At 61.2% G+C, this 22796-nt stretch carries 26 protein-coding genes and 2 pseudogenes; 13 read left to right on the top strand and 15 right to left on the bottom strand.

Going from position 1 to position 22796, the window contains the following annotated elements; translation table 11 throughout:
• Positions 1-131: 131 nt before the first annotated feature.
• Positions 132-929 carry an SDR family oxidoreductase gene (locus J3A98_RS12845; protein WP_176684065.1) on the bottom strand — a complete coding sequence of 266 codons (798 nt, stop codon included), beginning with the start codon at positions 927-929 and terminating at the stop codon, positions 132-134.
• 109 nt (positions 930-1038) lie between these two features.
• Here J3A98_RS12845 and J3A98_RS12840 point away from each other — a divergent pair, with 109 nt between their 5' ends.
• Entirely contained in the window at positions 1039-1980 is a 942-nt protein-coding gene (locus J3A98_RS12840) for a GlxA family transcriptional regulator (protein WP_209966559.1), read from the top strand.
• Here J3A98_RS12840 and J3A98_RS26945 read toward each other — a convergent pair.
• From J3A98_RS26945 to J3A98_RS12830, 3 genes and pseudogenes are all read right to left on the bottom strand, one after another.
• Positions 1922-2230 carry a hypothetical protein gene (locus tag J3A98_RS26945; protein ID WP_245355076.1) on the bottom strand — a complete coding sequence of 103 codons (309 nt, stop codon included), beginning with the start codon at positions 2228-2230 and terminating at the stop codon, positions 1922-1924. The genes J3A98_RS12840 and J3A98_RS26945 overlap by 59 nt on opposite strands.
• Before the next feature lie 75 nt (positions 2231-2305).
• A pseudogene (locus tag J3A98_RS12835) lies at positions 2306-2437 on the bottom strand (hemerythrin domain-containing protein); the annotation flags it as partial.
• 37 nt (positions 2438-2474) lie between these two features.
• Positions 2475-3332 carry a glucose 1-dehydrogenase gene (locus tag J3A98_RS12830; protein ID WP_021782280.1) on the bottom strand — a complete coding sequence of 286 codons (858 nt, stop codon included), beginning with the start codon at positions 3330-3332 and terminating at the stop codon, positions 2475-2477.
• A 193-nt stretch (positions 3333-3525) separates the two neighbouring features.
• On the opposite strand from J3A98_RS12830, the gene J3A98_RS12825 reads away from it, so the two are divergent.
• Positions 3526-4050 carry a hypothetical protein gene (locus tag J3A98_RS12825; protein WP_176684064.1) on the top strand — a complete coding sequence of 175 codons (525 nt, stop codon included), beginning with the start codon at positions 3526-3528 and terminating at the stop codon, positions 4048-4050.
• A gap of 56 nt (positions 4051-4106) precedes the next feature.
• Here the strand turns inward: J3A98_RS12825 and J3A98_RS12820 are convergent, their stop codons facing one another.
• The 4 genes from J3A98_RS12820 to J3A98_RS12805 all read right to left on the bottom strand — a co-directional run bounded on the left by J3A98_RS12820 (position 4107) and on the right by J3A98_RS12805 (position 6867).
• Positions 4107-4646, bottom strand: coding sequence for a type 1 glutamine amidotransferase domain-containing protein (locus tag J3A98_RS12820; RefSeq protein WP_209966557.1), 540 nt, complete (start codon positions 4644-4646; stop codon positions 4107-4109).
• A 92-nt stretch (positions 4647-4738) separates the two neighbouring features.
• The gene (locus tag J3A98_RS12815) at positions 4739-5431 is read right to left on the bottom strand and encodes a DUF421 domain-containing protein (RefSeq protein WP_209966555.1); all 693 of its coding nucleotides are present in this window, start codon (positions 5429-5431) and stop codon (positions 4739-4741) included.
• Between the two features lie 95 nt (positions 5432-5526).
• A complete protein-coding gene (locus J3A98_RS12810) occupies positions 5527-6297 on the bottom strand; it encodes an SDR family NAD(P)-dependent oxidoreductase (RefSeq protein ID WP_209966553.1) in 771 nt (256 codons plus the stop codon).
• Between the two features lie 78 nt (positions 6298-6375).
• Positions 6376-6867, bottom strand: a complete 492-nt coding sequence (locus tag J3A98_RS12805; protein ID WP_209966551.1) for a DUF1543 domain-containing protein — start codon at positions 6865-6867, stop codon at positions 6376-6378.
• A 159-nt stretch (positions 6868-7026) separates the two neighbouring features.
• On the opposite strand from J3A98_RS12805, the gene J3A98_RS12800 reads away from it, so the two are divergent.
• Genes J3A98_RS12800 through J3A98_RS12780 form a run of 5 tightly spaced genes read left to right on the top strand, consistent with a single transcriptional unit; the run spans position 7027 to position 10118 of the window.
• Complete coding sequence (locus J3A98_RS12800; protein ID WP_209966549.1) at positions 7027-7563, top strand: chalcone isomerase family protein; 537 nt, start codon at positions 7027-7029, stop codon at positions 7561-7563.
• Positions 7564-7565: 2 nt separating this feature from the next.
• Complete coding sequence (locus J3A98_RS12795; protein ID WP_003254010.1) at positions 7566-8102, top strand: DUF3833 domain-containing protein; 537 nt, start codon at positions 7566-7568, stop codon at positions 8100-8102.
• Complete coding sequence (locus J3A98_RS12790; RefSeq protein ID WP_021782287.1) at positions 8099-8404, top strand: DUF6482 family protein; 306 nt, start codon at positions 8099-8101, stop codon at positions 8402-8404. The genes J3A98_RS12795 and J3A98_RS12790 overlap by 4 nt, the downstream gene beginning before the upstream one ends.
• Positions 8405-8412: 8 nt before the next feature.
• Entirely contained in the window at positions 8413-9939 is a 1527-nt protein-coding gene (locus J3A98_RS12785; protein WP_209966547.1) for a cryptochrome/photolyase family protein, read from the top strand.
• Entirely contained in the window at positions 9936-10118 is a 183-nt protein-coding gene (locus J3A98_RS12780; protein ID WP_209966545.1) for a DUF2256 domain-containing protein, read from the top strand. The genes J3A98_RS12785 and J3A98_RS12780 overlap by 4 nt, the downstream gene beginning before the upstream one ends.
• On the opposite strand, the gene J3A98_RS12775 is transcribed toward J3A98_RS12780, so the two are convergent.
• The 7 genes from J3A98_RS12775 to J3A98_RS12745 all read right to left on the bottom strand — a co-directional run bounded on the left by J3A98_RS12775 (position 10056) and on the right by J3A98_RS12745 (position 15563).
• A complete protein-coding gene (locus J3A98_RS12775) occupies positions 10056-10544 on the bottom strand; it encodes a DUF2878 domain-containing protein (RefSeq protein WP_209966542.1) in 489 nt (162 codons plus the stop codon). The two genes, J3A98_RS12780 and J3A98_RS12775, sit on opposite strands and share 63 nt — an antisense overlap.
• Positions 10544-11806 (bottom strand): cyclopropane-fatty-acyl-phospholipid synthase family protein, encoded by a 1263-nt coding sequence (locus J3A98_RS12770; RefSeq protein ID WP_209966540.1) that lies wholly within the window; start codon positions 11804-11806, stop codon positions 10544-10546. Before J3A98_RS12770 ends, J3A98_RS12775 begins: the two co-directional genes overlap by 1 nt.
• A complete protein-coding gene (locus tag J3A98_RS12765) occupies positions 11781-12590 on the bottom strand; it encodes a DUF1365 domain-containing protein (RefSeq protein ID WP_209966538.1) in 810 nt (269 codons plus the stop codon). The genes J3A98_RS12770 and J3A98_RS12765 overlap by 26 nt, the downstream gene beginning before the upstream one ends.
• Positions 12587-13834, bottom strand: coding sequence for an FAD-dependent oxidoreductase (locus J3A98_RS12760; RefSeq protein WP_209966536.1), 1248 nt, complete (start codon positions 13832-13834; stop codon positions 12587-12589). Before J3A98_RS12760 ends, J3A98_RS12765 begins: the two co-directional genes overlap by 4 nt.
• A gap of 3 nt (positions 13835-13837) precedes the next feature.
• Entirely contained in the window at positions 13838-14593 is a 756-nt protein-coding gene (locus J3A98_RS12755) for an SDR family NAD(P)-dependent oxidoreductase (protein ID WP_209966534.1), read from the bottom strand.
• The gene (locus tag J3A98_RS12750) at positions 14590-15012 is read right to left on the bottom strand and encodes a nuclear transport factor 2 family protein (RefSeq protein WP_209966531.1); all 423 of its coding nucleotides are present in this window, start codon (positions 15010-15012) and stop codon (positions 14590-14592) included. Before J3A98_RS12750 ends, J3A98_RS12755 begins: the two co-directional genes overlap by 4 nt.
• Before the next feature lie 104 nt (positions 15013-15116).
• Positions 15117-15563: a PAS domain S-box protein gene (locus J3A98_RS12745; RefSeq protein ID WP_176684050.1), complete on the bottom strand. Its 447-nt coding sequence runs from the start codon at positions 15561-15563 to the stop codon at positions 15117-15119.
• Positions 15564-15717: 154 nt separating this feature from the next.
• Between J3A98_RS12745 and J3A98_RS12740 the strand changes: the two genes are divergently transcribed.
• The 6 genes and pseudogenes from J3A98_RS12740 to J3A98_RS12715 all read left to right on the top strand — a co-directional run bounded on the left by J3A98_RS12740 (position 15718) and on the right by J3A98_RS12715 (position 22748).
• Entirely contained in the window at positions 15718-16605 is an 888-nt protein-coding gene (locus J3A98_RS12740; protein ID WP_209966530.1) for a MerR family transcriptional regulator, read from the top strand.
• A 177-nt stretch (positions 16606-16782) separates the two neighbouring features.
• On the top strand, positions 16783-18045 hold the full coding sequence (locus J3A98_RS12735; protein WP_176684158.1) for an OmpP1/FadL family transporter: 1263 nt from the start codon (positions 16783-16785) through the stop codon (positions 18043-18045).
• A gap of 47 nt (positions 18046-18092) precedes the next feature.
• Positions 18093-18761: a DUF3313 domain-containing protein gene (locus J3A98_RS12730; RefSeq protein WP_209966527.1), complete on the top strand. Its 669-nt coding sequence runs from the start codon at positions 18093-18095 to the stop codon at positions 18759-18761.
• Between the two features lie 79 nt (positions 18762-18840).
• Entirely contained in the window at positions 18841-19374 is a 534-nt protein-coding gene (locus J3A98_RS12725) for a hypothetical protein (RefSeq protein WP_209966525.1), read from the top strand.
• A 53-nt stretch (positions 19375-19427) separates the two neighbouring features.
• Positions 19428-20110, top strand: a pseudogene (locus tag J3A98_RS12720) (transporter).
• Between the two features lie 283 nt (positions 20111-20393).
• Positions 20394-22748, top strand: a complete 2355-nt coding sequence (locus tag J3A98_RS12715) for a tetratricopeptide repeat protein (RefSeq protein WP_209966522.1) — start codon at positions 20394-20396, stop codon at positions 22746-22748.
• Positions 22749-22796 lie beyond the last annotated feature (48 nt).

Here is a 22796-nt window from a genome sequence, read left to right as displayed (position 1 = left end):
GGGAAAAGTGAGCTCAGGCTAGTCGTTTCGATTAAGGCGATAAACTGGCCAAATAGCGCAAGACTTTCTCTCCTTCAGTGAAAATGGTGTGAGGCGCTCGTTACCAAGCGTAAGCGCCTCACGCGCAACCGTCAGCTGGCGCTGTACCGCGGTGCAAGCTGGTTGCTGGATAATTGGCCGAACAAGGCCTGGCGGGCAGCTTCGTATTGGTCGAAGGCTTGCAGATCTTGCATTGACGGCAAGGAGATCAGCACCCCGTTGTCGAAGTCCTGCAGCGCACCGTCCACCAAGTCCTGGGCCGACATCACGATGCCGGGGTCGAGGTTTTCGACCGGTAAGCCGCCGATTTGCCAGAAGTCAGTGGCGGTAGCCCCGGGCAGTACCGCCTGCACCTGCACCCCCTTGCCTGCCAGCTCCTTGTTCAAGGACTGGGTGAACGCAGTGACGTACGCCTTGCTGCCGCCGTAGACGCCGTTGAGCAGTTCTGGCGCCAGGCTGACGATGGACGAGATATTGATGATCGCCCCCCGCTCACGCGCCACAAAGCCAGGTACAGCCGCATAGGTCAGGCGGGTGAGGGCGGTCACGTTCAGGCTGATCATTTCGGCCATGCGCTCGACATCGCTTTCCAGCAGGCTGGTATGGGTGCCGATGCCGGCGTTGTTCACCAGCATGCTGATGCTGGCATCTTCGCGCAGTTTGCGTTCTACCTTGGCAAGGTCATCTGTATTGGCCAGGTCGGCCGGGAACACTTCCACATTCTGCCGGGTTTCGGTAGTGAGCCGGCCCGCCAATGCGTTGAGGCGTTCCCGGTTGCGGGCCACCAGTACCAAGTCATAACCGCGGCGTGCCAACTGCTCTGCGTAGAGCGAACCGATGCCGGTGGAAGCGCCGGTGACAAGCGCGGTGCCTTTGAATGCCTGTGCCATGGTGATACTCCGTTGCTTTGAGTGGGTGGAGCCATGATGCAGAAGATGGTTATTGTCTTAAAGGACGTATATGGTAGTGTTTCAGGACATTGCTCAGTGAGGTTCAACCATGCACCGGGTCGGCTATTTGTTAACCGAAGGCTTTCAGATCATGTCCCTGGCAACGCAAACCGTGTTCGAGTTTGCCAACATCGTCGCCGGCAAAGCGGTTTACAGGCTCGAGAACTTCTCTGTCGGTGGCGGTACGGTGCGCTCCTCGCTGGGGATGTCTGTCGAGACGCTGCCTTTGGCCGCCCCTGGCCTGGCCGACACCTGGATGGTGACGGGTACGCTGACGCCGTTGACGCCGCCCGGTGAAGAGGTGCTGGCCAGCGTGCGGGGCTTCGTCGACGCTGCGCGGCGCACTGCGGGCCTTTGCACCGGCTGTTTCGTACTGGCGCAGGCCGGGGTGCTGGATGGGCGGCGTGCTACAACCCACTGGGCCTACGCGAACAAGTTGCGTGAGTTGCACCCGAAAATCGACGTCGAGGAAGACCGGATCTTCATCGTCGATGGGTCGATATGGACGTCCGCCGGGATGACCGCCGCCCTGGACATGGCCCTGGGCATGGTGGAAAAGGATCTGGGCAACGAGATAGCCAGGTCGGTGGCGCACAAGATGGTCATGCATCAACGCCGTTCTGGTGGGCAGTCGCAACATTCCGAGTTATTGTCGCTGTCGCCCAGGACTGACCGTATCCAGAGCGCGCTGGATTACGCGCGCGGCCACCTCAGCCGCCCATTGAGCGTGGAGGAGCTGGCTCAGGTGGCGCACCTGAGCCCGCGGCAGTTCACCCGTGTATTCACTGCCGAGACCGGGCAATCACCCGCCAAGGCCATCGAGGGCCTGCGGCTCGAGGCTGCCCGGCTGATGATCGAGCAGAGCCGGCACAGCCTGGAGGTGGTGGCCAAGGAAACCGGGTTCAGGGACCGCCGGCACATGCGCGAGGTGTTCATCCGTGGGTTTGGCGTCCCTCCTCAGGCGGTGCGAAGGGATGCTCGGCAAGTGTGACCTGCGCTTTCGTTGAAGCGCTTTTATTCTTGCGCCATCCCCTCAGGTTCATGACGCACAACACAAGCTGCAGCACAATCAAAGCCCAGGCCTGGGCATGCCACCCCCAGACTGACCACAGTATGTTGCTGGCGATAAAACAGCAGAAGCCCACCATGCGCCGTCCTGGGCGGTGCGACCCGATGCACCAGGCTGCCACCACTGTGACCACCATGGCCGGCCACTCCAGCAAGTCGATCCAGCTCTCCATCGAAGCGAGTCCCCAACATTAACCCATGGCACCAGGGCGGGTCGATCGTGCCCGACCTGGCCTGGCGCCTTTGATTCACGCGGCCCGTTGCTCACCCTTCAGCAGTTTTTTCTGGGCTTGCATGGCGAGCCCCAGCTCTTCCAGTTGGTCTTTTCCGAGCAGTTTTTTCGCGGTGGGGAAGAGCTCTTCTTCCTCTTCCTCGATGTGGCACCGAGGCCCGCGTCAGCAGGCCCCGGCAGCACTTTCACAGAATAGGTTTGCCCCCTGTCACGGCGTAGCGCGAACCCGAGATGTAGCTGGCTTCATCGGACCCCAGCAAGACATAGATTGGCGCCACCTCCACAGGTTGACCCGGCCGCCCCATCGGGTAACCGGAACCGAAATTTCTCACCGCCTCATCAGGCATGGTGGCCGGTATCAGCGGTGTCCAGATCGGGCCGGGCGCGACGCTATTGACGCGAATGCCCTGCTTGCCCAGCAATTGCGCAAGGCCTGCAGTGAAATTGGCAATGGCCCCTTTGGTGGCCGCATAGGCCAACAAGCTGGGTGACGGGTCGTCAGAGTTGACCGAGCTGGTGTTGATGATCGAGCCGCCTTTTGGCATCGAGGGCAAAGCGCGTTGGCAGATGCGGAAAATGGCGGTGATGTTGGTATCGAAGGTCTTTACCCATTCATCGTCGTCAATGTCGTCCAGGCTTTCATGGGCCATCTGGAACGCGGCATTGTTGACCAGGATATCGATGCGACCAAACTGCGCCACGGTCTTGTCGACGATGTCATGGCAATGCTGTTTCTGTGCCAGGTCGCCGGGCAGCAGCAGGCACTGGCGGCCAGCAGCCTTGACCCAGCGCGCGGTTTCCTGCGCATCTTCGTGTTCATTCAGATAGGCAATGGCTACGTCAGCGCCTTCCCGGGCATAGGCAATCGCTACCGCACGGCCGATGCCGCTGTCAGCACCGGTTATCAAGGCGATCTTGCCTTCGAGGCGATTGTTGCCGGTGTAGCTCTGCTCGCCACAGTCCGGATACGGCTCCATCTTGCGCTGGGAACCTGGAACGCTTTGCGGTTGGGAGGCGAATGGAGGGGTAGGGTAGTCGCTCATGCTGGAAGCTCCTGCAGGTTGAAACGCTCATTTCCGTTCGAAAGGCGCGCCAAGGCAGTGTTGAAGTGGATCTTCGTGCTGAGCGACGAGCGGTTGATGCACCCACTTCCAATGAATTTTTACCAACCGCCTGGCTCTACCGCTGACGGGGCTTGCTGGCATGGGTGAGGCCCATGTTATGAAGGAGCCTGCAGTGCCTCGAATCATCACGCCTTCCACGCCGGAGCATGAGATCGACCAGACGAGCGAGAGGATGTTCGGTACGCCCAAAGAGCGACTGGATTTCTATCGACGCGAAATTCAGTATGAGACCACCATCCTGGCCAACCGCACTGACGCTTATCTTGCTGCCCAGTCGTTCCTGGTGATTGCCTATGTGTCATCGATGGGCAACCTGAACCCAGGCTGGGGCGAGATGTTCACCTTGATGGTGCCGGCTTTTCTCGCACTGCTCGGTGTGCTCAGTACACTGAATGCCTGGCCTGGCATCCGCGCGGCCTTCCGGATTATCGAGCACTGGCAGATGAAGCAGAGCCACCTGCTGCGCAGCGAGCCGATGATGGGCCTGGCCTATGACGAGTCGCCGCTGTTCTGCGAGGCCGAAACCTCTCAGGCAGGGCACCGTAAATCGCTGCTGTTTTCCTTGCGCACGCCCTGGATTTTCCTGTGCTTCTGGGTTTTGCTGGGCAGCTATTCGGTTTTCATCCAGCTGGCGTGACCAGCGCGTGCTGGTCGGTGCCATGGGCGACCAGCACGCGCTGAAGAGCATCAGGCTTAGCCTGCCAATGCCTTGATCAACTGCTCATTGAAAGCGGGGATGTCATCCGGCTGGCGGCTGGTGATGAGGTTGCCATCGACCACCACTGGTTCATCCACCCACGTACCGCCAGCGTTGCGAATGTCATCTTGCAAGGTCTTGTAGCTGGTCATCCGCTTACCGTTGGCCAGCCCGCTCGATATCAGCAGCCACGCGCCGTGACAGATGACCGCCAGCGGCTTGCCGGCCGCATCATGGCTTTTTAGCAGCTTCTGCGCGCCGGGCATCAAGCGAATCGTGTCCGAGTTCTGTACACCGCCAGGCAGCACCAGGGCATCGTAGAGGTCAAGCTGTGCACTGTCGAAAGTCGCATCCACGCTGAACCCGTCGGCGGGTTCGTCATGGTTCCAGCCACGTACCGTGCCTTCTTTCTCGCTCAGGATATCGACCACCGCGCCGCTGTTCTCCAAGGCGTCACGCGGGCCGGTCAGTTCCACCTGTTCAAAGCCATCGGTGACCAAAAAGGCCACACGCTTGCCGTTCAATTGTGCACTCATCATTCTCTCCTCGTGCTGATAGGCCTTTCATAAGGGCCTGCAAACAGCGAGCAAAGTTCCTGCTCGATGCCTGGCGGTATGGGGAGAACCTGCTAACGGTTGCGCATGGTATCCAATGCAGGCGACCAGACCGTATGACCGCAACGTGAACACGCCAGGGTGTCGTGAGGCTCATGGTAGGCCGGAAAACCACAGCTCACACAGCAATGCAACCCGGCGCCAGGCGGTGATCTGTACTCTGGGCGATGCTCGAACGGCAGCACTGAGAGGCCGGGGCGTGTGTCTTGCTGGTCGTAGAAATACAAGCTGAGGTCGCCATCGGTTTCCAGAAGGCCCAGCCGAACCTGGCCCAGATGCTCGACACCTTGTTGGCGTAGCTCCATGAACAGCTCATTCGGTGAAATGTTCAGGTGACGCAGCGAATGGATTTCGTACATGCCATCTTTTACTACCGTGACCGGCAACCCGTCGATCCAGGCCTCGCAGGTTCTGTTTCGCCTCATGAGGTAGACCGTTCCTCGATAAAGCATGAACAGGGTGAGGAAAACCACGGCCACCGGAAGCAGCGGTACATCTTCGTAAAAGGTCACATCGCCGGCAGCAGAGCCCAGCGTGAGAATGACCACGAGCTCGAACCGGGACAGCTGTCTGATACCGCGCCGGCCACTGAACTTCAGAAAAAAGAACACGGCCAGGAAAGCCGCTGAAACACGCACGGCAACTTCCAGCAGAAAGGTAAAAGGGAAGTTGCCTAACAGCATCCGTTGCAGATCAAACGAAACCATTCGTTCCACCCTTCCTTCTGCCGTTTTCAGATAAAGGGTTGACCGTTCTCGCGCATGCCTGGTTCATCAACTTGGCCGGGCGCTCTCCGTGCTCGTCACCAAGGAATCGGCATGCCATCCCACGCCCAGAACGTTCCGCTCTGCGCCGGGCCATGACGGCTCACAAGCGCCAGGATGCAGGTGGCGGCAAACGCGGGCGAGAACAGCTTGTCCGGCGCCACGTTGCCCTGAAAGGGGCGGGAAAGCTGGGTGTCGGTGGTTCCGGGATGCAATGCAAGTACCGTTGAAGCGTGGTTCAGTCGCTTCAGCTCGATGCTTGCAGTGCGCAGAAGCTGGTTGAGCGCGGCTTTGCTGGCACGGTAGCTGTACCAGCCACCCAGATGATTGTCGCCGATCGACCCGACTCGCGCAGACAAGGCGACGAAGGCCATCGGTTGCCGACGCAGCAGCGGCAGCAAATGCTTGAGCAGCAGAACAGGGGCGAAACAGTTGGTTGTGAAACTACTCAGCAACCCCGCCATATCAAGCTGGGTCAGCGCTTTTTCAGCCCGTGCCGGGCCTTCTTGCAGCACGCCAAGCGTGCTGAAGACCAGGTTCAGCTGGTCGCAGCAGGCGCCCACCTGCGCAGCCAGTGTTTGCAGTGCCTGCTCGGATCGGGCGTCGCAGTCGAGGCGAACCAACCGTCGTCCGTGCTCTGTGAACAAGGTACCCAGCGCAGGGCTGGTGGTGGCTCGTCGCGAAACGGCGAACACCAGCCCGATGTCATCGCGCGCCAGCAACTGCGTGCACAATGCCAGGCCAATCCCTTCACTGGCCCCGCAGACCAGCACGTTGGCGGGTGTGTGAAGGTCGTTGATCAGGCTCATCGGAGTGTCCTCTTGGCTGGGCGCTGGCGCCTCGTCCTGTGATGCCCGCCAACGTTCTTGCACCTGGCAGGGGTGAGCTCACAGCAGGATATAGTCACTGTACTGCCGTAAGCCGGCATGGGGCCCTTCGATCAAGTGCACGTAACGGTCGTTCACCCAGTCGATCGGCAGGCAATCGTCGACGTCCAGTACCGCGTCGGTATGCGGCTTGAGCCAGTCTGCCTGCAGGCGCTGTTTGCCCAGTTGCCTGGCCTCGGCCTTGTCCTTCGCCATCACCAGCAGGTAGCGGTGTGCCTCGCCAAACACCCCGGGCTCGTAGCCGCCAAGGTTGATGAAGAACAGCCTGGGATCGTGTGGGCCAGGCGCTACCTGGCTGAACGCGACGCGGTAGCGGTCAATACCGTCGACTTCCATCCACGCGTCGATGTGCAGGCCCGTTCGGCTCCCGAACCAGGCTTGGCGCAGACATGGGTAGGCCTGTTCAAGTGAGTCCGCCTGCGCGAACACCACGTCGTGGACCTCGATATTCGCCCGTGGGTGGCGTCCACCGAGCATGACGACGTACAGCATGAGCAATTCCTTCTATCTCGACTTTCATGGGTGTTCGATAACGGGGCGCGAGGCTTGCAGAAATATGCATGCTCGGCATTGAAATCTATACATGCCCCAGCGAATATGTGTACAAGAGTCTACTATTGTATAATATTTCCCGAAGTGCTCGAGGTCAGAATGGCGCACCCCGCACGTTGGACCTGTTTGTGCCTGCTGCTAGCCGCCATGTCGTCGGCGGCAGACTGGCGAGCGGAGCTGCCTGCGGCGCAACGGCTGGGCGCCGGTGATTTCACCTGGTTCGGCCTGCGGCTGTATACCGCCCGGTTGTGGGCAGTTGGCCCGGTTCAGGACTGGAACCAGCCGTTCGCCCTTGAGCTGCTCTATCACCGGTCATTGTCCAGGGACACGCTGGTCAAGGCCAGCCTCAAGGAAATGCAACGCCTGGATGGCGGCAGCATGACGGCGCAGCAGCGCGCGGCATGGACCAGGGCGATAGAGCAGGCATTCGTGGACGTGAGCCCTGGCATGCGCATCACGGGCCTGTACCTGCCGGGGCAGGGTTGCCGCTTCTACGTCGACGGCAAACTGAGCCACGCGATCGATGATCCGGTGTTCGCCCGGGCCTTCTTCGCCATCTGGCTCGACCCGCGGGCCAGAGACCCCCAATTGCGTCAGCGGCTGCTTGGGCTGGCTGGCAATGACCGAGGAGCCTGAACATGTACAAAGCGCTGTTGCTGGCTGCCTGCCTGCTTCTGGGCAGTTGTGGCAATGTCGGTATTGAGCACTATGCCCAGGAGCAGCCGAAGCTGGACCTGGCGGCGTTCTTCTCGCGCCCGGTTCAGGCGTGGGGGATGTTCCAGAAGCGTTCCGGTGAGGTGGTCAAGCGCTTCCATGTGCGCATCGACAGCCGACGCGAAGGTGAACGACTGATCCTCGACGAGCATTTCCTCTATAGCGATGGCACACGCCAGCAGCGTACCTGGACGCTGGTGCCGGACGGCCCCGGGCGCTGGCGGGGAACAGCGGGGGACGTGATCGGCGAGGCGCGCGGGGAAGTGGCGGGCAACGCGCTGCGATGGCGTTACCAACTGGATCTGCCAGTCGACGGGCGGCACTGGCAGGTAGACCTGGACGACTGGATGTACCTCATGGATGACGACACCCTGATCAACCGCTCGAGCATGAGCAAACTGGGCGTGGAGATTGGCCAGATCACCTTGTTCTTCCGCCGCCTGCCAGAGGGCACACCATGAACCTGAACGCGCTGACCCAGCTGGTTTCGACCGGCGAAGCCAAGGAACTTGAACTGCTGTCGCTGGAGGGGGGCTTCTACCTCCTGCGCGCCCTGACCGACGCCGGCCCTGTGACATTGAGCGATGCCCAGGGGCAGCCCGTGCGCGTGCGCTCCACGACCGAACTGCGGCAGTTGCTGGCCGACCTGCCGCCGGTGCCGTGCATGCTGGTGCAGCAGGTGGTGCACGATGAGATGTGCGGGCAACGTGACGGTCCCATCGCGCCGCTGCGCGTACCGGTAACGCTCACCAGCCAGTGGTAGTCCGGACGATGCGCCTGGGCCTGGTGCTGGGTGACCAACTGTCGTTCGACCTGGCAAGTCTGGCGTCCCTGGACCCTGCTCGCGATGCGGTCCTGATGGCGGAAGTGGAGGGGGAGGCCCGATACGTACCGCATCATCCGCTGAAGATCGTTCTCATCTTCAGCGCCATGCGCCATTTTGCCCAGGCCCTGCGTGAACGGGGATGGCAGGTGCACTATGTCAAGCTGGACGCCGAGGGTAACAGCGGCAGCATCGTGGGTGAGTTGCGTCGATGGCAACAAACCTTGGGCGCCACCCACATCCACCTGACCGAGTGCGGGGAGTGGCGCCTGGAGCAGGCCTTGCGTGATGCTGCGCTGCCGCTTGTGTGGTTTCGCGACACGCGTTTTCTGTGCTCCCGTGAAGCCTTCGGGCGCTGGGCTACAGAACGTCGCCAGCTGCGTATGGAGCACTTCTACCGTGGCATGCGCAAGCGAACCGGCCTGCTCATGGAGCCTGACGGCAGCCCAGCAGGCGGGGCCTGGAATTTCGATGGCGACAATCGCAAGCCATTGCCACGGCAGCTGCGTGGCCCGTTCGCTGCGCATTTCGCGCCAGACGACATCACGGCAGCGGTGGTGGCCTTGGTGCGCCAGCGCTTCAGCGATCACTACGGGGGCGTCGACGGTTTCGACTACCCCGTGACCCACGCCGAGGCACAACAGCTCTGGCAGCATTTTCTGGATTTCGGCCTGGCGGCTTTTGGGGACTACCAAGACGCGATGGCCGAAGGTGAGCCGTACCTGTTTCATGCGCGCATCAGTGCGGCGCTCAACATCGGCCTTCTGGATGTGCGTCGTCTGTGCGACGACGTCGACAAAGCCTGGCGCGAGGGGCGTGTGCCGCTCAATGCAGCTGAAGGCTTCATTCGCCAGCTGATCGGCTGGCGTGAGTATGTGCGCGGCATCTATTGGCAGCGCATGCCGGCGTATGCCGGGCTCAATCACCTGAACAACGACCGGGCGCTGCCAGCGTTCTACTGGACCGGGCGCACCCGCATGCGCTGCATGGCGCAAGCCATCGGGCAGACCCTGCGGTTGGGCTACGCTCACCATATTCAGCGGTTGATGGTTACCGGCAACTTCGCCTTGCTGGCCGGTATCGTGCCAACCGCGATTTGTGAGTGGTACCTGGCGGTCTACATGGATGCCTTCGAGTGGGTCGAACTGCCCAACACGCTTGGCATGGTGATGCACGCCGACGGCGGCTACCTGGGGTCCAAGCCCTACTGCGCCAGTGGTCGTTATATCCAGCGCATGTCCGACCATTGCAAGGCTTGCAGTTACAGGGTTGACCAGGTGACCGAAGAGGATGCCTGCCCATTCAATGCCTTGTATTGGCATTTTCTCATTCGCCATCGCCCCCAGCTCTCGGCTAACCCGCGCCTGGCCCTGGTCTATCGCAGCCTCGATGGCATGCCCCCTGGTCGTCGCGATGCCGTGTGGCAGCGTGGCCAGTCACTACTGGCGCGGCTCGATGCGGGGCAGGCGTTATGAAAAAGAGCCTTCTGCCCAGCAAGGTTTGCGTGGTGTGTGGCCGGTCGTTCACCTGGCGCAAGCGCTGGGCACGCTGTTGGGAGCAGGTGCGCTACTGCTCCGAGCGATGTCGCCGGTCAGCGCCGCGCCGCGATGCGCGCCAGCAGGGGCAGGGCCAAAGCCCATATCGGCATCAGTAGCAGGCCGGTTTCCAGCGCGCCCAATGGCAAGGCGACACCTGCCAGCCTGGCGCCGCCTACATAGGCCAGAGGACCGCCAATCGCCCCCAGCAGTGCGCCGATTCGCCAGTGCCTGCCGGCCCATGCCAGGCTGTGACGCATCCCGCTGGCCAGCACCAACCACAGCAGCGCTAGCCACAGCGGCAGGGGCCAGGCGTCGAAACCGAACACCCCCAGTGCTCCCAGCACGCTGTCGAGCACGCAGCCGACAAAGGTGACGCGCAACAGCGCCTTGAGCTCGGCATTGATGTCCGGGCACAGGCGCAGGTGCACTGCCACGCCCGGAATCACCAGCAGCAACAGCAAGGGCCGCTCGGCGCCCAGCACGCAGACCCACCAGCCGGCTTGCAGCCAGAGGGCATTGCCGATCAGCCAGCGGCTGGGCATCAGGCACCGCCAGGCAAGGGCGCGCGGCGTGCCTGGGGGGCTGCCCAGAGCAGGTGCGCTACGCCGATGGTACGTTCCTCGAAACCGCCCTGGCAGTAGCAGAGGTAAAACTCCCACAGGCGCTGGAACATGTCGTCGTAGCCAAGGTCCGTCAGCGCAGTGCGTGCCTGACGCAGGTTTTCGCGCCAGTGTCGCAGGGTGTGGGCGTAGTCCAGGCCAAAATCTTCCATGTGCACAAGGTTCAGGCCAGTGTGCCGGCTGGCGGTGTCGAGCAACACGCTCAGCGAAGGCAGGGCGCCACCGGGGAAGATGTAGCGCTGGATAAAGTCGACCGAGCGCTGCGCCTGGGCATAGCGCTGGTCGCGGATGGTGATCGCCTGCAATAGCATCAGGCCTTCAGGCTTGAGCAGCGAAGCACATTGGCGGAAATACACCGGCAGGTAGCGATGGCCGACCGCTTCGATCATCTCGATCGAAACCAGTTTGTCGAACGTGCCTTGAAGGTCGCGGTAGTCTTCGCGGAGCACTTGCACGCGCTGCCCCAGCCCCAAGGCCTTGACGCGCTCCAGGGTATGGCTGTACTGCGCCTCGGAGAGCGTCGTGGTGGTGACCCTGCAGCCGTAACGGGTGGCTGCGTGGATAGCGAGGCTGCCCCAGCCGCTGCCAATTTCCAGCAGGTGATCGTCAGGGCTCAGCTCGAGCTTCTGGCAGATGCGCTCCAGCTTGTGCAATTGGGCCTGCTCCAGTGTTTGCCCAGGGTGTTCGAATTGCGCAGCCGAATACATCATGGTGGGGTCCAGCAGCCGCTCGAACAGGGTATTGCCCAGGTCGTAGTGCGCCAGAATGTTGCGCCGGGCACCGCGCTTGTCGTTGCGGTTGAGCCGGTGCAGCAGGCGCAGGGCAGGGCGGCCCAAGCGGGCCAGGCCACCCTCGAGCGCGTCGAGCACTTCAAGGTTGGCGACGAACAGGCGGGTCACCAGCGCCAGGTCGGGGCTGCGCCAATAGCCGTGAATGTAGGCTTCGCCAGCTCCGATCGAGCCATTGCCGGCGATCAGGCTCCAGGTGGCGTCATCGAGGATTTCCACCTCCGCCTGCAAGGGGCTTTCGGCATCACCGAAACTCCATTGCTGCCCGTGGCTGAGCAGGCGCAGGTGGCCGTGACGCAGCTTGCCCAACTGGGCGAGCACGGCGCTTCGTGCCAGCCCGCCGAGCAGGGGCGCAAGGCCTGCGAACTTGCTAACGCTCAGGGTGGGATTCGACATCATCAAGGTCCTCGCAAGGTTGGCCGAGCGCCAGGTCACCCTGGCAGGCGGTGTGGTCATGCACGGGCGTGCGTTTGAGCAACAGGCGGAGCGCTTGCCAGTAGATGGCCGAGACAGTGCGCAGGCTCATCCATGGGAAGTTCAGGACATACCGGCGCAGCGCTGCTCCATCCAGTGGCGTGCGGCGCAGGGCGAGGTCGGCCTCGAACACCTTTGTGCCGCCTTGCCAGTTCTGCATGTGAATGCGCACATGGTGCGCGTCCAGGAAAAAGCGCAGGCGATAGTCCATGTCCAGCGGCATGAACGGCGACACATGGAAGGCCTTGCCGACGCTGAAGGGCCTGGCAAGGTTGCCTTGCACCGGTAGCACGTAGTGAAAGCGTTCACGCCAGGGCGTGTTGCGCACTTCCATCAGGATCGCGGTCAGGCGCCCGTCGCGGTCATGGCAGAAATAGAAACTCACCGGGTTGAACGACAGCCCCCAGCACCGCAGTTGCGTGAGCAGCTGTACCCGGCCTTCGGGCATATGCCCCGTCGCCTGCCCGACCAGCAAGCGTGCAGCCTGGGCCAGCGATTCGCCTTGGCGGGTCTGGGCGGGCAGGTAGTCGGCTTCGCGCCAGCACAACGGCGCCAGGCGCCAGCGCCCCAGCCAGCGTGACAGGCCCATCAGCCAGGTTTGTTCGTCCAGGTCCAGGTAGAACATGCCGATCCGGTAGCGGAACGCGTGGGCCCGCGGCGTCAGCCGACGGTGGCTGATCCAGCCCAGGCAGAGGCTGCTGTTCACAGTTGCTCTCCGAAATGCGCGGCCACTTTCAGTGCGCTGACCACCCCGTCTTCATGAAAGCCATTGCCCCAGTAAGCGCCGCAGAAGTAACTGTGCTGTTGCCCCTGCAGTTGCTCCTGGCACGCTTGCGCGGCGGACGCGGCAACGCTGTACTGGGGATGGGCGTACTGGAAGCGGGCGATGACCTGCGCCGGGTCTATCAGTGCGGTCTGGTTGAGGCTCACGCAGAAAGTTGTCGGTGCCTGGATACCTTGCAGAATGTTCATGTTGTAGGTCAGCGCGGCGGGAGCCTGCTCGGGGCCGCCCAGGCGGTAGTTCCAGCTGGCCCAGGCGCGCTGGCGACGTGGCAGCAGCCGGGTATCGGTGTGCAGCACCACGTCGTTGCTGGCGTAACCGATGGCGCCGAGTACGGCGCGCTCCTGGTTGCTGGGACTTTCCAGCAGTGCCAGGGCCTGATCGCTGTGGCAGGCGAACACCACATTGTCGAAACGTTCGGTGCCGGCCGCGCTCACAAGGGTCACCCCACCTTCGTCGCGGCCGACCCGGTAAACCTTGCAGTTGAGGCGAATGCGCTCGGCGAACGGTCGGCACAGCGGCGCGACATAGCTGCGCGAGCCGCCTTTGATCACCCGCCACTGTGGGCGTTGGTTGACCGACAGCAAGCCGTGGTTGCGACAGAAGCGCACGAAGAACTCAAGCGGGAAGTGGAGCATGTCTGCGCGAGACATCGACCAGATCGCCGACCCCATCGGCACGATGTAATGATCGATGAAGCGCTGCCCATAGCGGTTCGCCTGAAGGTAGGCACCCAGCGTGGTGCTGGCATCGATACGCTGGCTTTCCAGGTCGGCCAGTGCCTGACGGTTGAAACGCAGAATGTCCCGGATCATCCCCCAGAACCCTGGGGACACCAGGTTGCTGCGTTGGGCGAACAGTGTGTTCAGGTCGTGGCCGTTATATTCCAGGCCCGTGATCGGGTCATGCACGGAAAAGCTCATCTCGGTCGGCTGCGAAGGGACCTTGAGCTGGTCGAGCAAGCGGATGAAGTGCGGGTACGTCCAGTCGTTGAAGACAATGAAACCGGTATCTATTGCATGGCGCTGACCTTTCCAGACCACATCAAGGGTGTGTGTGTGCCCCCCAATCCATTGCTCGGCCTCGAAAACCGTGACTTCGTGCTTGCGTGACAGCAAATGGGCGCAGGTCAACCCCGCGATGCCACTGCCGATGATTGCTATACGCATGGATCATCTTTCCTGTTCATGACGGGCAAGGCGTTGGCCCAGCGCCAGGCGCACGCGCGCGGGCAGCGCCCCGAGCAGGCGCAACACCAAGGTGAAAAGACCGGGGAAGTTGATTTCCAGGGGGCGGCGGGGCAGGCGCCTGGCGATATGCCGGGCGGCACGCTGCGCGGACCACAACTGTGGCATGGGGAAATCGTTGCGCCGGGTCAGTGGCGTGTCCACGAAGCCTGGGCTCACCAGGGTGACCGCGATGCCTTCGCGGGCCAGGTCGATTCGCTGTGACTCCACCAGATAGCGCACTGCGGCCTTGGACGCCCCATAGGCGCCAGCGCGGGGCAAGGCCAGCCAGGTTACCGAACTGCCCATCACCACCAGGTGGGGGCGTTTGCCTGCGCGAAGCAAGGGCAGTGCCGCCGCCAGGCAGTAGCTGACGCCCAGCAGGTTGGTGCGCATGACGCGCTCGACCAATGCCGGATCGAAATGCCCTGGCTCCAGGTATTCGCAGGTGCCGGCATTGAGAATGGCCATGTCCAGGCCTCCCCAGGCCTGCTCGATATGCGCAGCGATGCCGGCGACCTGCTCCGGGCTGTCAAGATCGCCAATGGCCAGCAATGCCTGCCCAGGAAACCGTTCGGCCAGCGGGGCAAGGCGGTCGGCGTTGCGCCCGCCCAAGGCCACCTGGTGGCCTTGCTCCAGGAGGACTTGCGCGAGCGCGGCACCGATACCGCTGCTGGCGCCGGTCAGCCAACAGCGGCTCATGCCAGCCTGCCTTTGAGCCAGCGGATCGCAGTGCCCATGACGGGAAGGTGCTCATAAAGCAGGGCGCCGGCGTCGAAATAGTCCTGGTGAAAATGCACACGGTCGCGCCAATGCAGGCAGCTGCAGCCTTGCAACGTGATCGGCTGGCCGCCGGCCAGGCGCGGGTGGCAAAACTGCAGTGTCCAACGCAGGTAGCCCTGCCCGGGCTTTACCTCGTCGGCGCTGGTGAAGGTGTAGCGGATATCGGTGGCGTTGGCGTACAACTGCTGGAAGTAGGCGCGCAGGGCCTGCAGCCCCTGTATCTGGTGCAGGGGGTCACGAAAGGTGACATCGTCGCTGTACAGTTTATCCAGCGTGTCGAGGCTAGCCCCATCGAGGCAGGCGAAGCGTTCGGCGAATTGCTGTAGGTACGCAGACATACTGGGCTCCAGGCAATCCTGTACAAAATTGAGTTGTTGTACAGGTATAACTGAAGCCTAAGCCTTTATCTATACAAGTCAACGGTCTTGTATAGGTTTTTTTGTCAGTGCTTGGCCTGGCCCTGCTTCCGACGCAATTCCGCCACTTCAGCCTCCAGCTCGCGAACCCTTTCCTCGGCGAATACTTGCGCTGTGACATCGCGCTGGATGCCGATGTAGTAGGTCAGCTGGTCCGCCTCGTTGTGCACCGGTGTGATGGACAGCTCATTCCAGAACAGGCTGCCGTCTTTGCGGTAGTTGCGCAGCACCTGGCAGCAGGGGCGGCCTTCGCGGATCGCCTCGCGGATAATTGCGATGCCCGGCTGGTCGTGATCCTCGCCCTGAAGGAAACGGCAGTCCTGATAGAGAATATCGTCAGCGCAGTAGCCGGTCAGGCGCTCGAAGGCCGGGTTGACGTAGATAAGGATGCTCTCATTGCCTTCCTGCTCGGCGACAACGATGCCATCGTTGGAATGTTCGACCATCAGTTGCAGGAGTTTTGCGTTGATCATGGGGCTCACCTACAGATATTTCGTATGCGATATGCGCCAAAGGCTTCCGGTGCAGAAGCTTTTGGCGCCGTTTGTTGCATGATGAACCAAGGAGGCTCGCCGCAGAAGGTGCATCTGGGTTTAGAATGTATCACCCCTTGAATGACACCTCGTTATGACCGACGCCACCCCACCCGAATTGCTACCCATGCGCGATGTGGTCAGCCTGACCGGCATCAATCCGGTGACCTTGCGTGCCTGGGAGCGGCGTCATGGGTTGATTCGCCCGCAGCGCACCGAGGGCGGCCATCGCTTGTACACCGCCCAGGATGTGCAGCGCATACGCGACATCTTGCGCTGGACCGCCAACGGCCTGCCCATCAGCAAGGTTGGCGACAGGCTCGCCGGCCAGCCTGAGGCGCCTGTGCAGCAGCCCTCGGCCTTTGACGACTGGCGCGCCGCCGTTGCGCGCGCTTCCAGGGCATTCGATGCGCAGGCGCTGGAAGCGATCCATGGACAGCTGTTCACACTTTTGCCAAAGGCCACGGTGCTGCGGGACGTGCTGATGCCGGTTTGGCATGACCTGGCTTCAGGCACTGCGCCAGGCCAGCGTAGCCAATGGTTGTTTCTCGATACGTTCTTGCGCGCCCGGCTGCTGCTGCGCTTGCAGATGAACCAGGCCGACGCCCCACGGGTACTGCTGGCAGGCACCGAGGGCCAAGCCGAATGCCAGGTGTTGTGCGCCGGGCTGCTGTTGAGCAGTGAGCAACAACGCATCGAAGTGCTCGGCTGCGGGCAGCCCCTGGAAGAGCTCCCGCTGCTGTGTGCGGCGATGCAGCCTGCGGCACTGGTGATCGCGCTGCAGCCACCGGTGAGCCCTGCTTTGGCCAAGCGCCTGCGCTCGCTGCAGATGGAAATTGCTTGTCCGCTGGCCTTGACAGGCGAGGGGCTGGCCGGTGTGCAGGCGGCCTTGCACGGGCTGCCGGTGTGCCTGCTGGACGAGCATGGTGCTGACGTCGCGCGCGTGCTTGACGCCTTGCTCCGAGGGGCGCTGGACCTTTGATCTCTGCCCTGCGCCCTGCCAAGGTGGTGAGGTGCACAGTTCCGTAACCGCGTCTACGCTCTCTAAGCGTCATTAAACCTACGCTGAACCGATACGGCGCATTGTTCAAAGGAGCTGGCAATGACTGTGTTCGTAAAAAGCTTCAGTACGCATCGTGCGGAACATGCGAAAGGGTGGATGCTTGCACCGGTTATCCTGTTGGCTCTCCACAGTAGCGACCTGTTAGCCGGAGGCATCTTCATCTATGAGGCCGGCCAGGAAAGCAACGGCTTGGCCAATGCTGGCTCGGCGGCGCTGGCCACCGACCCCAGCGTGCTGATGAGCAATCCCGCAGGTATCGCCCTGCTGCCTGGCACGCAGATCAGCGCCAACGCGCAGGTAATCCTTGGCGACCTGCGTTACTCACGCGACAGCAACAACCAGTTCGACGGCAACGAGGGCGGCAATGCCCTGCAATACCTGCCGGGCGCCAGCCTGTTCATCAGCCACCAGCTCGATGACCGCTCGGCCATCGGGTTCGGCATGTACGGTAATTTCGGCCTGGCACTGAACTACGACGATGACTGGGCAGGGCGATACTTCACCCAGGAAGCAGCAGTGATTGGTGTGTCTTTCCAACCCACCTTTGCTTACAAGTTCACCGATGACCTCACCGTCGGCGTCGGCCCGCGCATGATGCTCGGCTATTACCGCACCGAGGTGGCCATCAATAACAGCCTGCTGGGATTGGTCGAGCGCCCCGATGGCCAACTCGAATACAAGGACACCGATTTCGGCATTGGGGTGAACCTGGGCCTGCTCTACCAACTCGCCCCTCGCACGCGAATTGGCCTGGCCTACACCAGCAAGGTGAAACTGGAGTTTGAAGACAATCCGCACGTCAGCAACATCAACAATCCCCTCATCAATGCCGCCCTGAACCGCCTGGCGGTAGACACGCTGGAACTGGAGATGAATGTACCGCAGACCGCGACATTCAGTGTGGCCCACCAGTTGGACGAGCAGTGGACATTGCTGGGCAGCCTGGGTTGGCAGGACTGGAGCGAGTTCGGTGACATCGGAGTCGAGGTGGACGCCAATGCTGCCGGGGTCAGCCGCACGGTCGATCGCAAGTACAAGGACACCTGGCACGCTTCGGTGGGCGCCCAGTACCAGTCTACCCGCCAATTGCGCTGGAGCTTTGGGGTGGGCTATGACAGTTCGGCCGTGGATGACAAGGACCGGACCGTGGACAACCCGATGGGCGAGGTATGGCGCTTCGCAACCGGGGTGAACTATCAGATTGAAGAAGGACTGGACCTGCATCTGGCGTACACGCTGGTCTGGCTCGGCGACATGGACGTGGAGCAGACCAAAGCGCGTTCCGGCGACACGCTGTCAGGCCGTTTCGATAACGCTGCCCTGCACATCGTCGGAGGCGGTGCAACCTGGCGATTCTGAAGACGCTCATCCTTGGATAACCGCTCCAACGTGGAAGGAGAAGTTGCATGAAAAGTAAGTCTCTTATTGCAACCGTTTGTCTCGCATCGCTGTTACTGCATGGGTGCACGAGCAAATACGTGGAGCCTGATGAGTATTCCGGATTTCTGAAGGACTACAGCAAGCTCAAGGAAGACAAATCACCTTCGGGTGCCGAGGTCATGCGCTGGATCAAGCCTGGCATCAATGCCAACCAGTTTTCCAGCGTCTATGTCGAACCCAGCCAGTTTTACCCTAAACCGCAACCCACCGCGAAAATTCCGCAGCAAACCTTGCAAGGCATAACCCAATATTACGATCAGGCGTTGAAGAACCGATTTTCCACAGTCCTGCCGCTGGCGACGAGCCCTGGGCCTGGTGTACTGGTGGTGCGCCCGGCGATCACTGGGGTGAGCGCCAAAACCAAGGGGCTGCGCCCGTATGAGGTTATCCCGATCGCGTTGGTGGCCGCCGGCATCAGTACGGCTACAGGTATTCGCGACCAGGACACCAGCGTGGCCACGGAGGCCGCATTCATTGATGGAAGTACCAATGAGTTGGTGGCCGAAGTGGTACGTAAAGGTGCAGGCGCTGAACTGGACAACTCCTCGCAGATCATGCAGGCCAAGGACGCACGTGCTGTGCTCGATGGCTGGGCAAAGGATATGGTCAGTTCATTCCAGGCGCTGAAGAAATAGCCCGCATGTTCCCCTGTCGCGGAGGTGCGCCAAGGGAGCGGAATGTGATGCATGAATGCAATGCTTCAAGGGGGCCCCGATGAAAACGGTCATGCTCAAAATCAAACATGAATGCCTGAAAGTGCTTCCGCCCACCGTGTTTTTTTTCGTGATTCTGCACATCGTTGCGCTGATTCGCGCACTTATGATCAAGGGCTCAGGGGTGGAGCTGCCTGTCTCTGCCTCGGTGCTGATCGCCGCTCTGATATTGGGCAAGTCTGTGCTGGTTGCCGATATGCTGCCTTTCATCAACCGGTTTCCCGACAAGCCGCTAATCTGGAACGTTGTCTGGAAAACACTCATGTATGCAATGGTCGCGCTGATCGTTCATTACCTGGAACGTCTGTATGAGTACTGGAAAGAGGCTGAGGGCTTGCTCAATGCAAACGCGATGTTGTGGGCATCCATAAACTGGCCTCGCTTTTGGGCTGTTCAGATTTTGCTGATGACATTGATATTCATGTATTGCGTCATCGCAGAGTTGGCGCGCGTCATTGGCCGCGAGCGCCTTAAACGCATGTTCATCGGCCCGCTACCGTCAAAGCAATCCGAGATGTCGAATCACACGGGATAGCCGAATAGCCAGGCCGATCGCAACGAAGTGGCTTTCAGTTTAGGGGTAATACTATGTCGAAAAGAAATGGCTACCCGCTCTATCTACTTGCCTTGCTGGCACATACCGGACAAGGGCAAGCTGAAAACTCGGCAGAGCTTGCCAAGAAAGCGCTTAACCCAGTTGCGGCCATGTACAGCTTGCCGGTGCAATATAACTGGGACCAGAAAATAGGCCCGGACGGCAATGGCAAGCGCAGCCTGACAAACATTCAGCCCGTTCTGCCTTTCAGCCTGAATGAAGAGTGGAACCTGATTTCCCGAACTATCCTGCCCGTCATCGACCAACACGGCCTGGGGGGAGCAGCGGACACCTCTGGTGTGGGGGATGTGACCCAGAGCTTTTTCTTTTCACCGAAACAACCCACTGCCAGTGGCTGGATACTCGGTGCAGGGCCGGCGCTGCTGATACCAACAGGCAGCAACGACGTACTGAGCAGTGAACAATGGGGGCTCGGGCCGACCGCGGTAGCCTTGAAGCAATCCAACGGTTGGACGCACGGCATATTGGCCAATCATATCTGGGGGCTGGAGGGCAGCCCTGCGGATGGAAAGGAGAAGGTCAACCAGACCTTCTTGCAGCCGTTTCTTTCATACACCAATAGTACGTTGACCACCTTTGGTATCAACATTCACCGGATAATGGCCCGGACGGCTGGGGCTTTCGCTTTGCTGTGACGCTGCTGTTCCCCCGCTGAGCCGGACAGTAAGCCAATAATAACAAAGCGGATTTTCAGTTTGCGGCTATGATCAGTAACCAGTGGCCTGCAGGCCTGTCCGAGCGGTCATTGGCGAACAGTGGGTTTCGGCTCTGTATGAAGAGCCTTGATATTCGGTGATGCTGCGTTGAAAACAGCCTGACCTTCGTCCAAAGGCTTTTCATGCACCCTAGGCAACAGCCTAATTACGCAGTCGTCGCTACTTGGCATGCCAGAAGCCTCCTCCAAGGGGCGCTGATTCGTTTGACCACGGAGCTAAAGGATGGCGCGTCGCAACGAAGGCAATATGCTGGGTTTGTCGTTGAAGGCCTTGTGCTGTTTGGCTTTTTCGATCATTTGGCTGTTCGGTCCAGTTGGCATCGCGTTCTCCGCTGATGAGGCGGGTTCTGTGCCTACCCCCTCGATTGCGTCCGAGGGCTATGTGGAAACCGCTACCTGCCTTGGCTGTCACGTTACCCAGGCCAAGGCCTGGAAGGACTCGGATCACGGTTGGGCCATGCGTGATGCCACCGAGGCCAACGTGCTCGGCAACTTCCAGAATGCTCGCTTCGATGAGGCCGGGGTAACGGCGCGTTTCTTCCGCAGGCAGGGTGGCTTCTTCGTCAATACCGAAGGTGAGGATGGCCAACCGGCAGACTTTCAAATTCTCTACACCTTCGGCCACTATCCGCTGCAGCAGTACCTGGTTGCCTTGCCCAGAGGCCGCCTGCAGGCTTTGACCATCGCCTGGGACAGCAGAGCCAAGGGTGAGGGCGGGCAACGCTGGTTCTCGCTCTACCCAGGCCAACGCTTCGCGCCCGATGACCCCTTGCACTGGACCGGTCGCTACCAGAACTGGAACGGCATGTGCGCCGATTGCCATTCCACTCGCTTGATGAAGCATTACGACGATCGTCAGGACAGCTTCGCCTCCACCTGGAAAGAGCAGAACGTTGGCTGCCAGAGCTGTCATGGGCCTGGCAAGGCGCATGTCGATTGGGCGAATAAAACCAAACCAGCCGAGCAAGCCTATGCATCGGCCAAGGACATAGGCCTGGCCGTCGATTACAAGGCGCTGGGCAGTCAGGGCATGGTCGAGCAATGTGCGTTCTGCCACAGCCGGCGGCAGACCCTTGGCGTGGGTCAGCTACCCGGTCATCCGCAGCTTGACCAGAGCCTCCCGGCAACATTGCGCCGTGGCCTTTACCACGCCGATGGTCAGATCGACGGTGAGGTGTACGAGTACGGCTCGTTCACGCAAAGCAAAATGTACAATGCAGGGGTAGGCTGCACCGACTGCCACAATCCCCATACCACCAAGGTCAAGATCGAAGGCAACGGGCTGTGCCTGCAATGCCACAACGGCAATCCACCGGTTGCCCGCTTCGCCACCCTGCAGGCCAAGGACTACGATACACCCGCCCACCATCACCATGTCGCTGGCAGCCCTGGCGCTCAGTGTGTCAGTTGCCACATGCCGACCAAGACCTACATGGTCGTCGACCCCCGTCGCGACCACAGCTTGCGGATCCCACGTCCGGACCTCGCCAGCAAGGTCGACAGCCCCGATGCCTGCACCGCCTGTCACAAGGATCAGCAACCGGCCTGGGCGGCCAAGGCAATCGAGCAGTGGTTTGGCAAACCGCAGCGGCCGGTGTTGTTTGGCGAGGCGTTCCAGGCGGTGCGCGATGGCCAAGGTATCCCGTTGAGCCTTTTGAATACGGTGCTGGCAGACAAGACCAAGCCAACCATCGTCCGTGCCACGGCTGCCGAACAGATGGCCGACCTGGGCCCCCAGGCCCTCATCAGTCTGGGCTGGGCGTTGAAAGATCCGAGCCCCTTGGTGCGAGCCTACGCCACCTCTGGTTTCTCGAGCGTGCCACCAGAGCAGCGTCTCAAGCCGCTGTTGCCCCTGCTCGAAGACCCGTCCCTGGCGGTGCGCGATGAGGCAGTGCGGGCGCTCGCGGATGTGCCCACGGCGCAATTGCCAGCCCAGTCGATGGAGGCGTTCAGCACCGCGCTGGCGGACTATGAGGCGCGGCTGCGTGGCAATGCCGACCTGCCTGGCGGGCGTTTGAACCTGGCCGTCCTGTTGAGCCGCCAGGGGCGTCAGCAAGAAGCCATGGAACAGTACCGTCAGGCACTGCGCCTTGACCCATACTTTGTGCCGGCGCGGGTCAACCTGGCCAATCTCGCAACGGCCGAACATCAGCTCGATGAAGCGGAAAGGGTACTGCGTGCGGGCTTGGCGCTGGACAAGATATCGGCCCCCGACCACGGCAACCTGGCGTACATGCTGGCCCTGCTGCTGGTGGAGCGACGCCAGCCCGAAGAGGCCGTGGGACTGATGGAAACGGCAGCGGTCGCGCTGCCAGGCAATGCGCGCATTCGTTACAACCAAGGTTTGCTGCTGTCGCGCATGAACCGTCGGGATGAGGCCTTGGTGGCACTGGAGCAGGGCCTCAAGCAGGCGCCTGACAACGCCGACCTGCTTTACTCGTTGATCTACCTGCATGCCTTGGCCGGTGAACGCAGTGAAGCCTACGCCTATGTGCAAAGAATGCGCAAAGCGGCCCCTGACGATATACGCCTGCAAGGCATCGAGCCTTATTGGCAAAAGTACGAAAGCACAAACTGAAGCTGGCGAGGGCGCGGTGAGCGGCTAGATTTACCTCGTTGCCTTCAA

Source organism: Pseudomonas sp. BP6 (assembly GCF_017875935.1).
Lineage (GTDB): Bacteria > Pseudomonadota > Gammaproteobacteria > Pseudomonadales > Pseudomonadaceae > Aquipseudomonas > Aquipseudomonas putida_Y.
The sequence above is the reverse complement of the archived record's forward strand: the minus strand, read 5'-3'. Positions and strand labels throughout refer to the sequence as shown.

What these genes read in the sequence shown, in the direction of transcription:
- J3A98_RS12800 (WP_209966549.1), top strand. Translation starts at nt 7,027, where the DNA reads ATGGCGCACCCCGCACGTTGGACCTGTTTGTGCCTGCTGCTAGCCGCC.
- J3A98_RS12760 (WP_209966536.1), bottom strand. Translation starts at nt 13,834, where the DNA reads ATGCGTATAGCAATCATCGGCAGTGGCATCGCGGGGTTGACCTGCGCC.
- J3A98_RS12715 (WP_209966522.1), top strand. Translation starts at nt 20,394, where the DNA reads ATGGCGCGTCGCAACGAAGGCAATATGCTGGGTTTGTCGTTGAAGGCC.
- J3A98_RS12790 (WP_021782287.1), top strand. Translation starts at nt 8,099, where the DNA reads ATGAACCTGAACGCGCTGACCCAGCTGGTTTCGACCGGCGAAGCCAAG.
- J3A98_RS12725 (WP_209966525.1), top strand. Translation starts at nt 18,841, where the DNA reads ATGAAAACGGTCATGCTCAAAATCAAACATGAATGCCTGAAAGTGCTT.
- J3A98_RS12780 (WP_209966545.1), top strand. Translation starts at nt 9,936, where the DNA reads ATGAAAAAGAGCCTTCTGCCCAGCAAGGTTTGCGTGGTGTGTGGCCGG.
- J3A98_RS12795 (WP_003254010.1), top strand. Translation starts at nt 7,566, where the DNA reads ATGTACAAAGCGCTGTTGCTGGCTGCCTGCCTGCTTCTGGGCAGTTGT.
- J3A98_RS12750 (WP_209966531.1), bottom strand. Translation starts at nt 15,012, where the DNA reads ATGTCTGCGTACCTACAGCAATTCGCCGAACGCTTCGCCTGCCTCGAT.
- J3A98_RS12820 (WP_209966557.1), bottom strand. Translation starts at nt 4,646, where the DNA reads ATGAGTGCACAATTGAACGGCAAGCGTGTGGCCTTTTTGGTCACCGAT.
- J3A98_RS12830 (WP_021782280.1), bottom strand. Translation starts at nt 3,332, where the DNA reads ATGAGCGACTACCCTACCCCTCCATTCGCCTCCCAACCGCAAAGCGTT.
- J3A98_RS12735 (WP_176684158.1), top strand. Translation starts at nt 16,783, where the DNA reads ATGCTTGCACCGGTTATCCTGTTGGCTCTCCACAGTAGCGACCTGTTA.
- J3A98_RS12770 (WP_209966540.1), bottom strand. Translation starts at nt 11,806, where the DNA reads ATGTCGAATCCCACCCTGAGCGTTAGCAAGTTCGCAGGCCTTGCGCCC.
- J3A98_RS26945 (WP_245355076.1), bottom strand. Translation starts at nt 2,230, where the DNA reads ATGGAGAGCTGGATCGACTTGCTGGAGTGGCCGGCCATGGTGGTCACA.
- J3A98_RS12840 (WP_209966559.1), top strand. Translation starts at nt 1,039, where the DNA reads ATGCACCGGGTCGGCTATTTGTTAACCGAAGGCTTTCAGATCATGTCC.
- J3A98_RS12810 (WP_209966553.1), bottom strand. Translation starts at nt 6,297, where the DNA reads ATGAGCCTGATCAACGACCTTCACACACCCGCCAACGTGCTGGTCTGC.
- J3A98_RS12775 (WP_209966542.1), bottom strand. Translation starts at nt 10,544, where the DNA reads ATGCCCAGCCGCTGGCTGATCGGCAATGCCCTCTGGCTGCAAGCCGGC.
- J3A98_RS12785 (WP_209966547.1), top strand. Translation starts at nt 8,413, where the DNA reads ATGCGCCTGGGCCTGGTGCTGGGTGACCAACTGTCGTTCGACCTGGCA.
- J3A98_RS12745 (WP_176684050.1), bottom strand. Translation starts at nt 15,563, where the DNA reads ATGATCAACGCAAAACTCCTGCAACTGATGGTCGAACATTCCAACGAT.
- J3A98_RS12730 (WP_209966527.1), top strand. Translation starts at nt 18,093, where the DNA reads ATGAAAAGTAAGTCTCTTATTGCAACCGTTTGTCTCGCATCGCTGTTA.
- J3A98_RS12805 (WP_209966551.1), bottom strand. Translation starts at nt 6,867, where the DNA reads ATGCTGTACGTCGTCATGCTCGGTGGACGCCACCCACGGGCGAATATC.
- J3A98_RS12845 (WP_176684065.1), bottom strand. Translation starts at nt 929, where the DNA reads ATGGCACAGGCATTCAAAGGCACCGCGCTTGTCACCGGCGCTTCCACC.
- J3A98_RS12740 (WP_209966530.1), top strand. Translation starts at nt 15,718, where the DNA reads ATGACCGACGCCACCCCACCCGAATTGCTACCCATGCGCGATGTGGTC.
- J3A98_RS12815 (WP_209966555.1), bottom strand. Translation starts at nt 5,431, where the DNA reads ATGGTTTCGTTTGATCTGCAACGGATGCTGTTAGGCAACTTCCCTTTT.
- J3A98_RS12755 (WP_209966534.1), bottom strand. Translation starts at nt 14,593, where the DNA reads ATGAGCCGCTGTTGGCTGACCGGCGCCAGCAGCGGTATCGGTGCCGCG.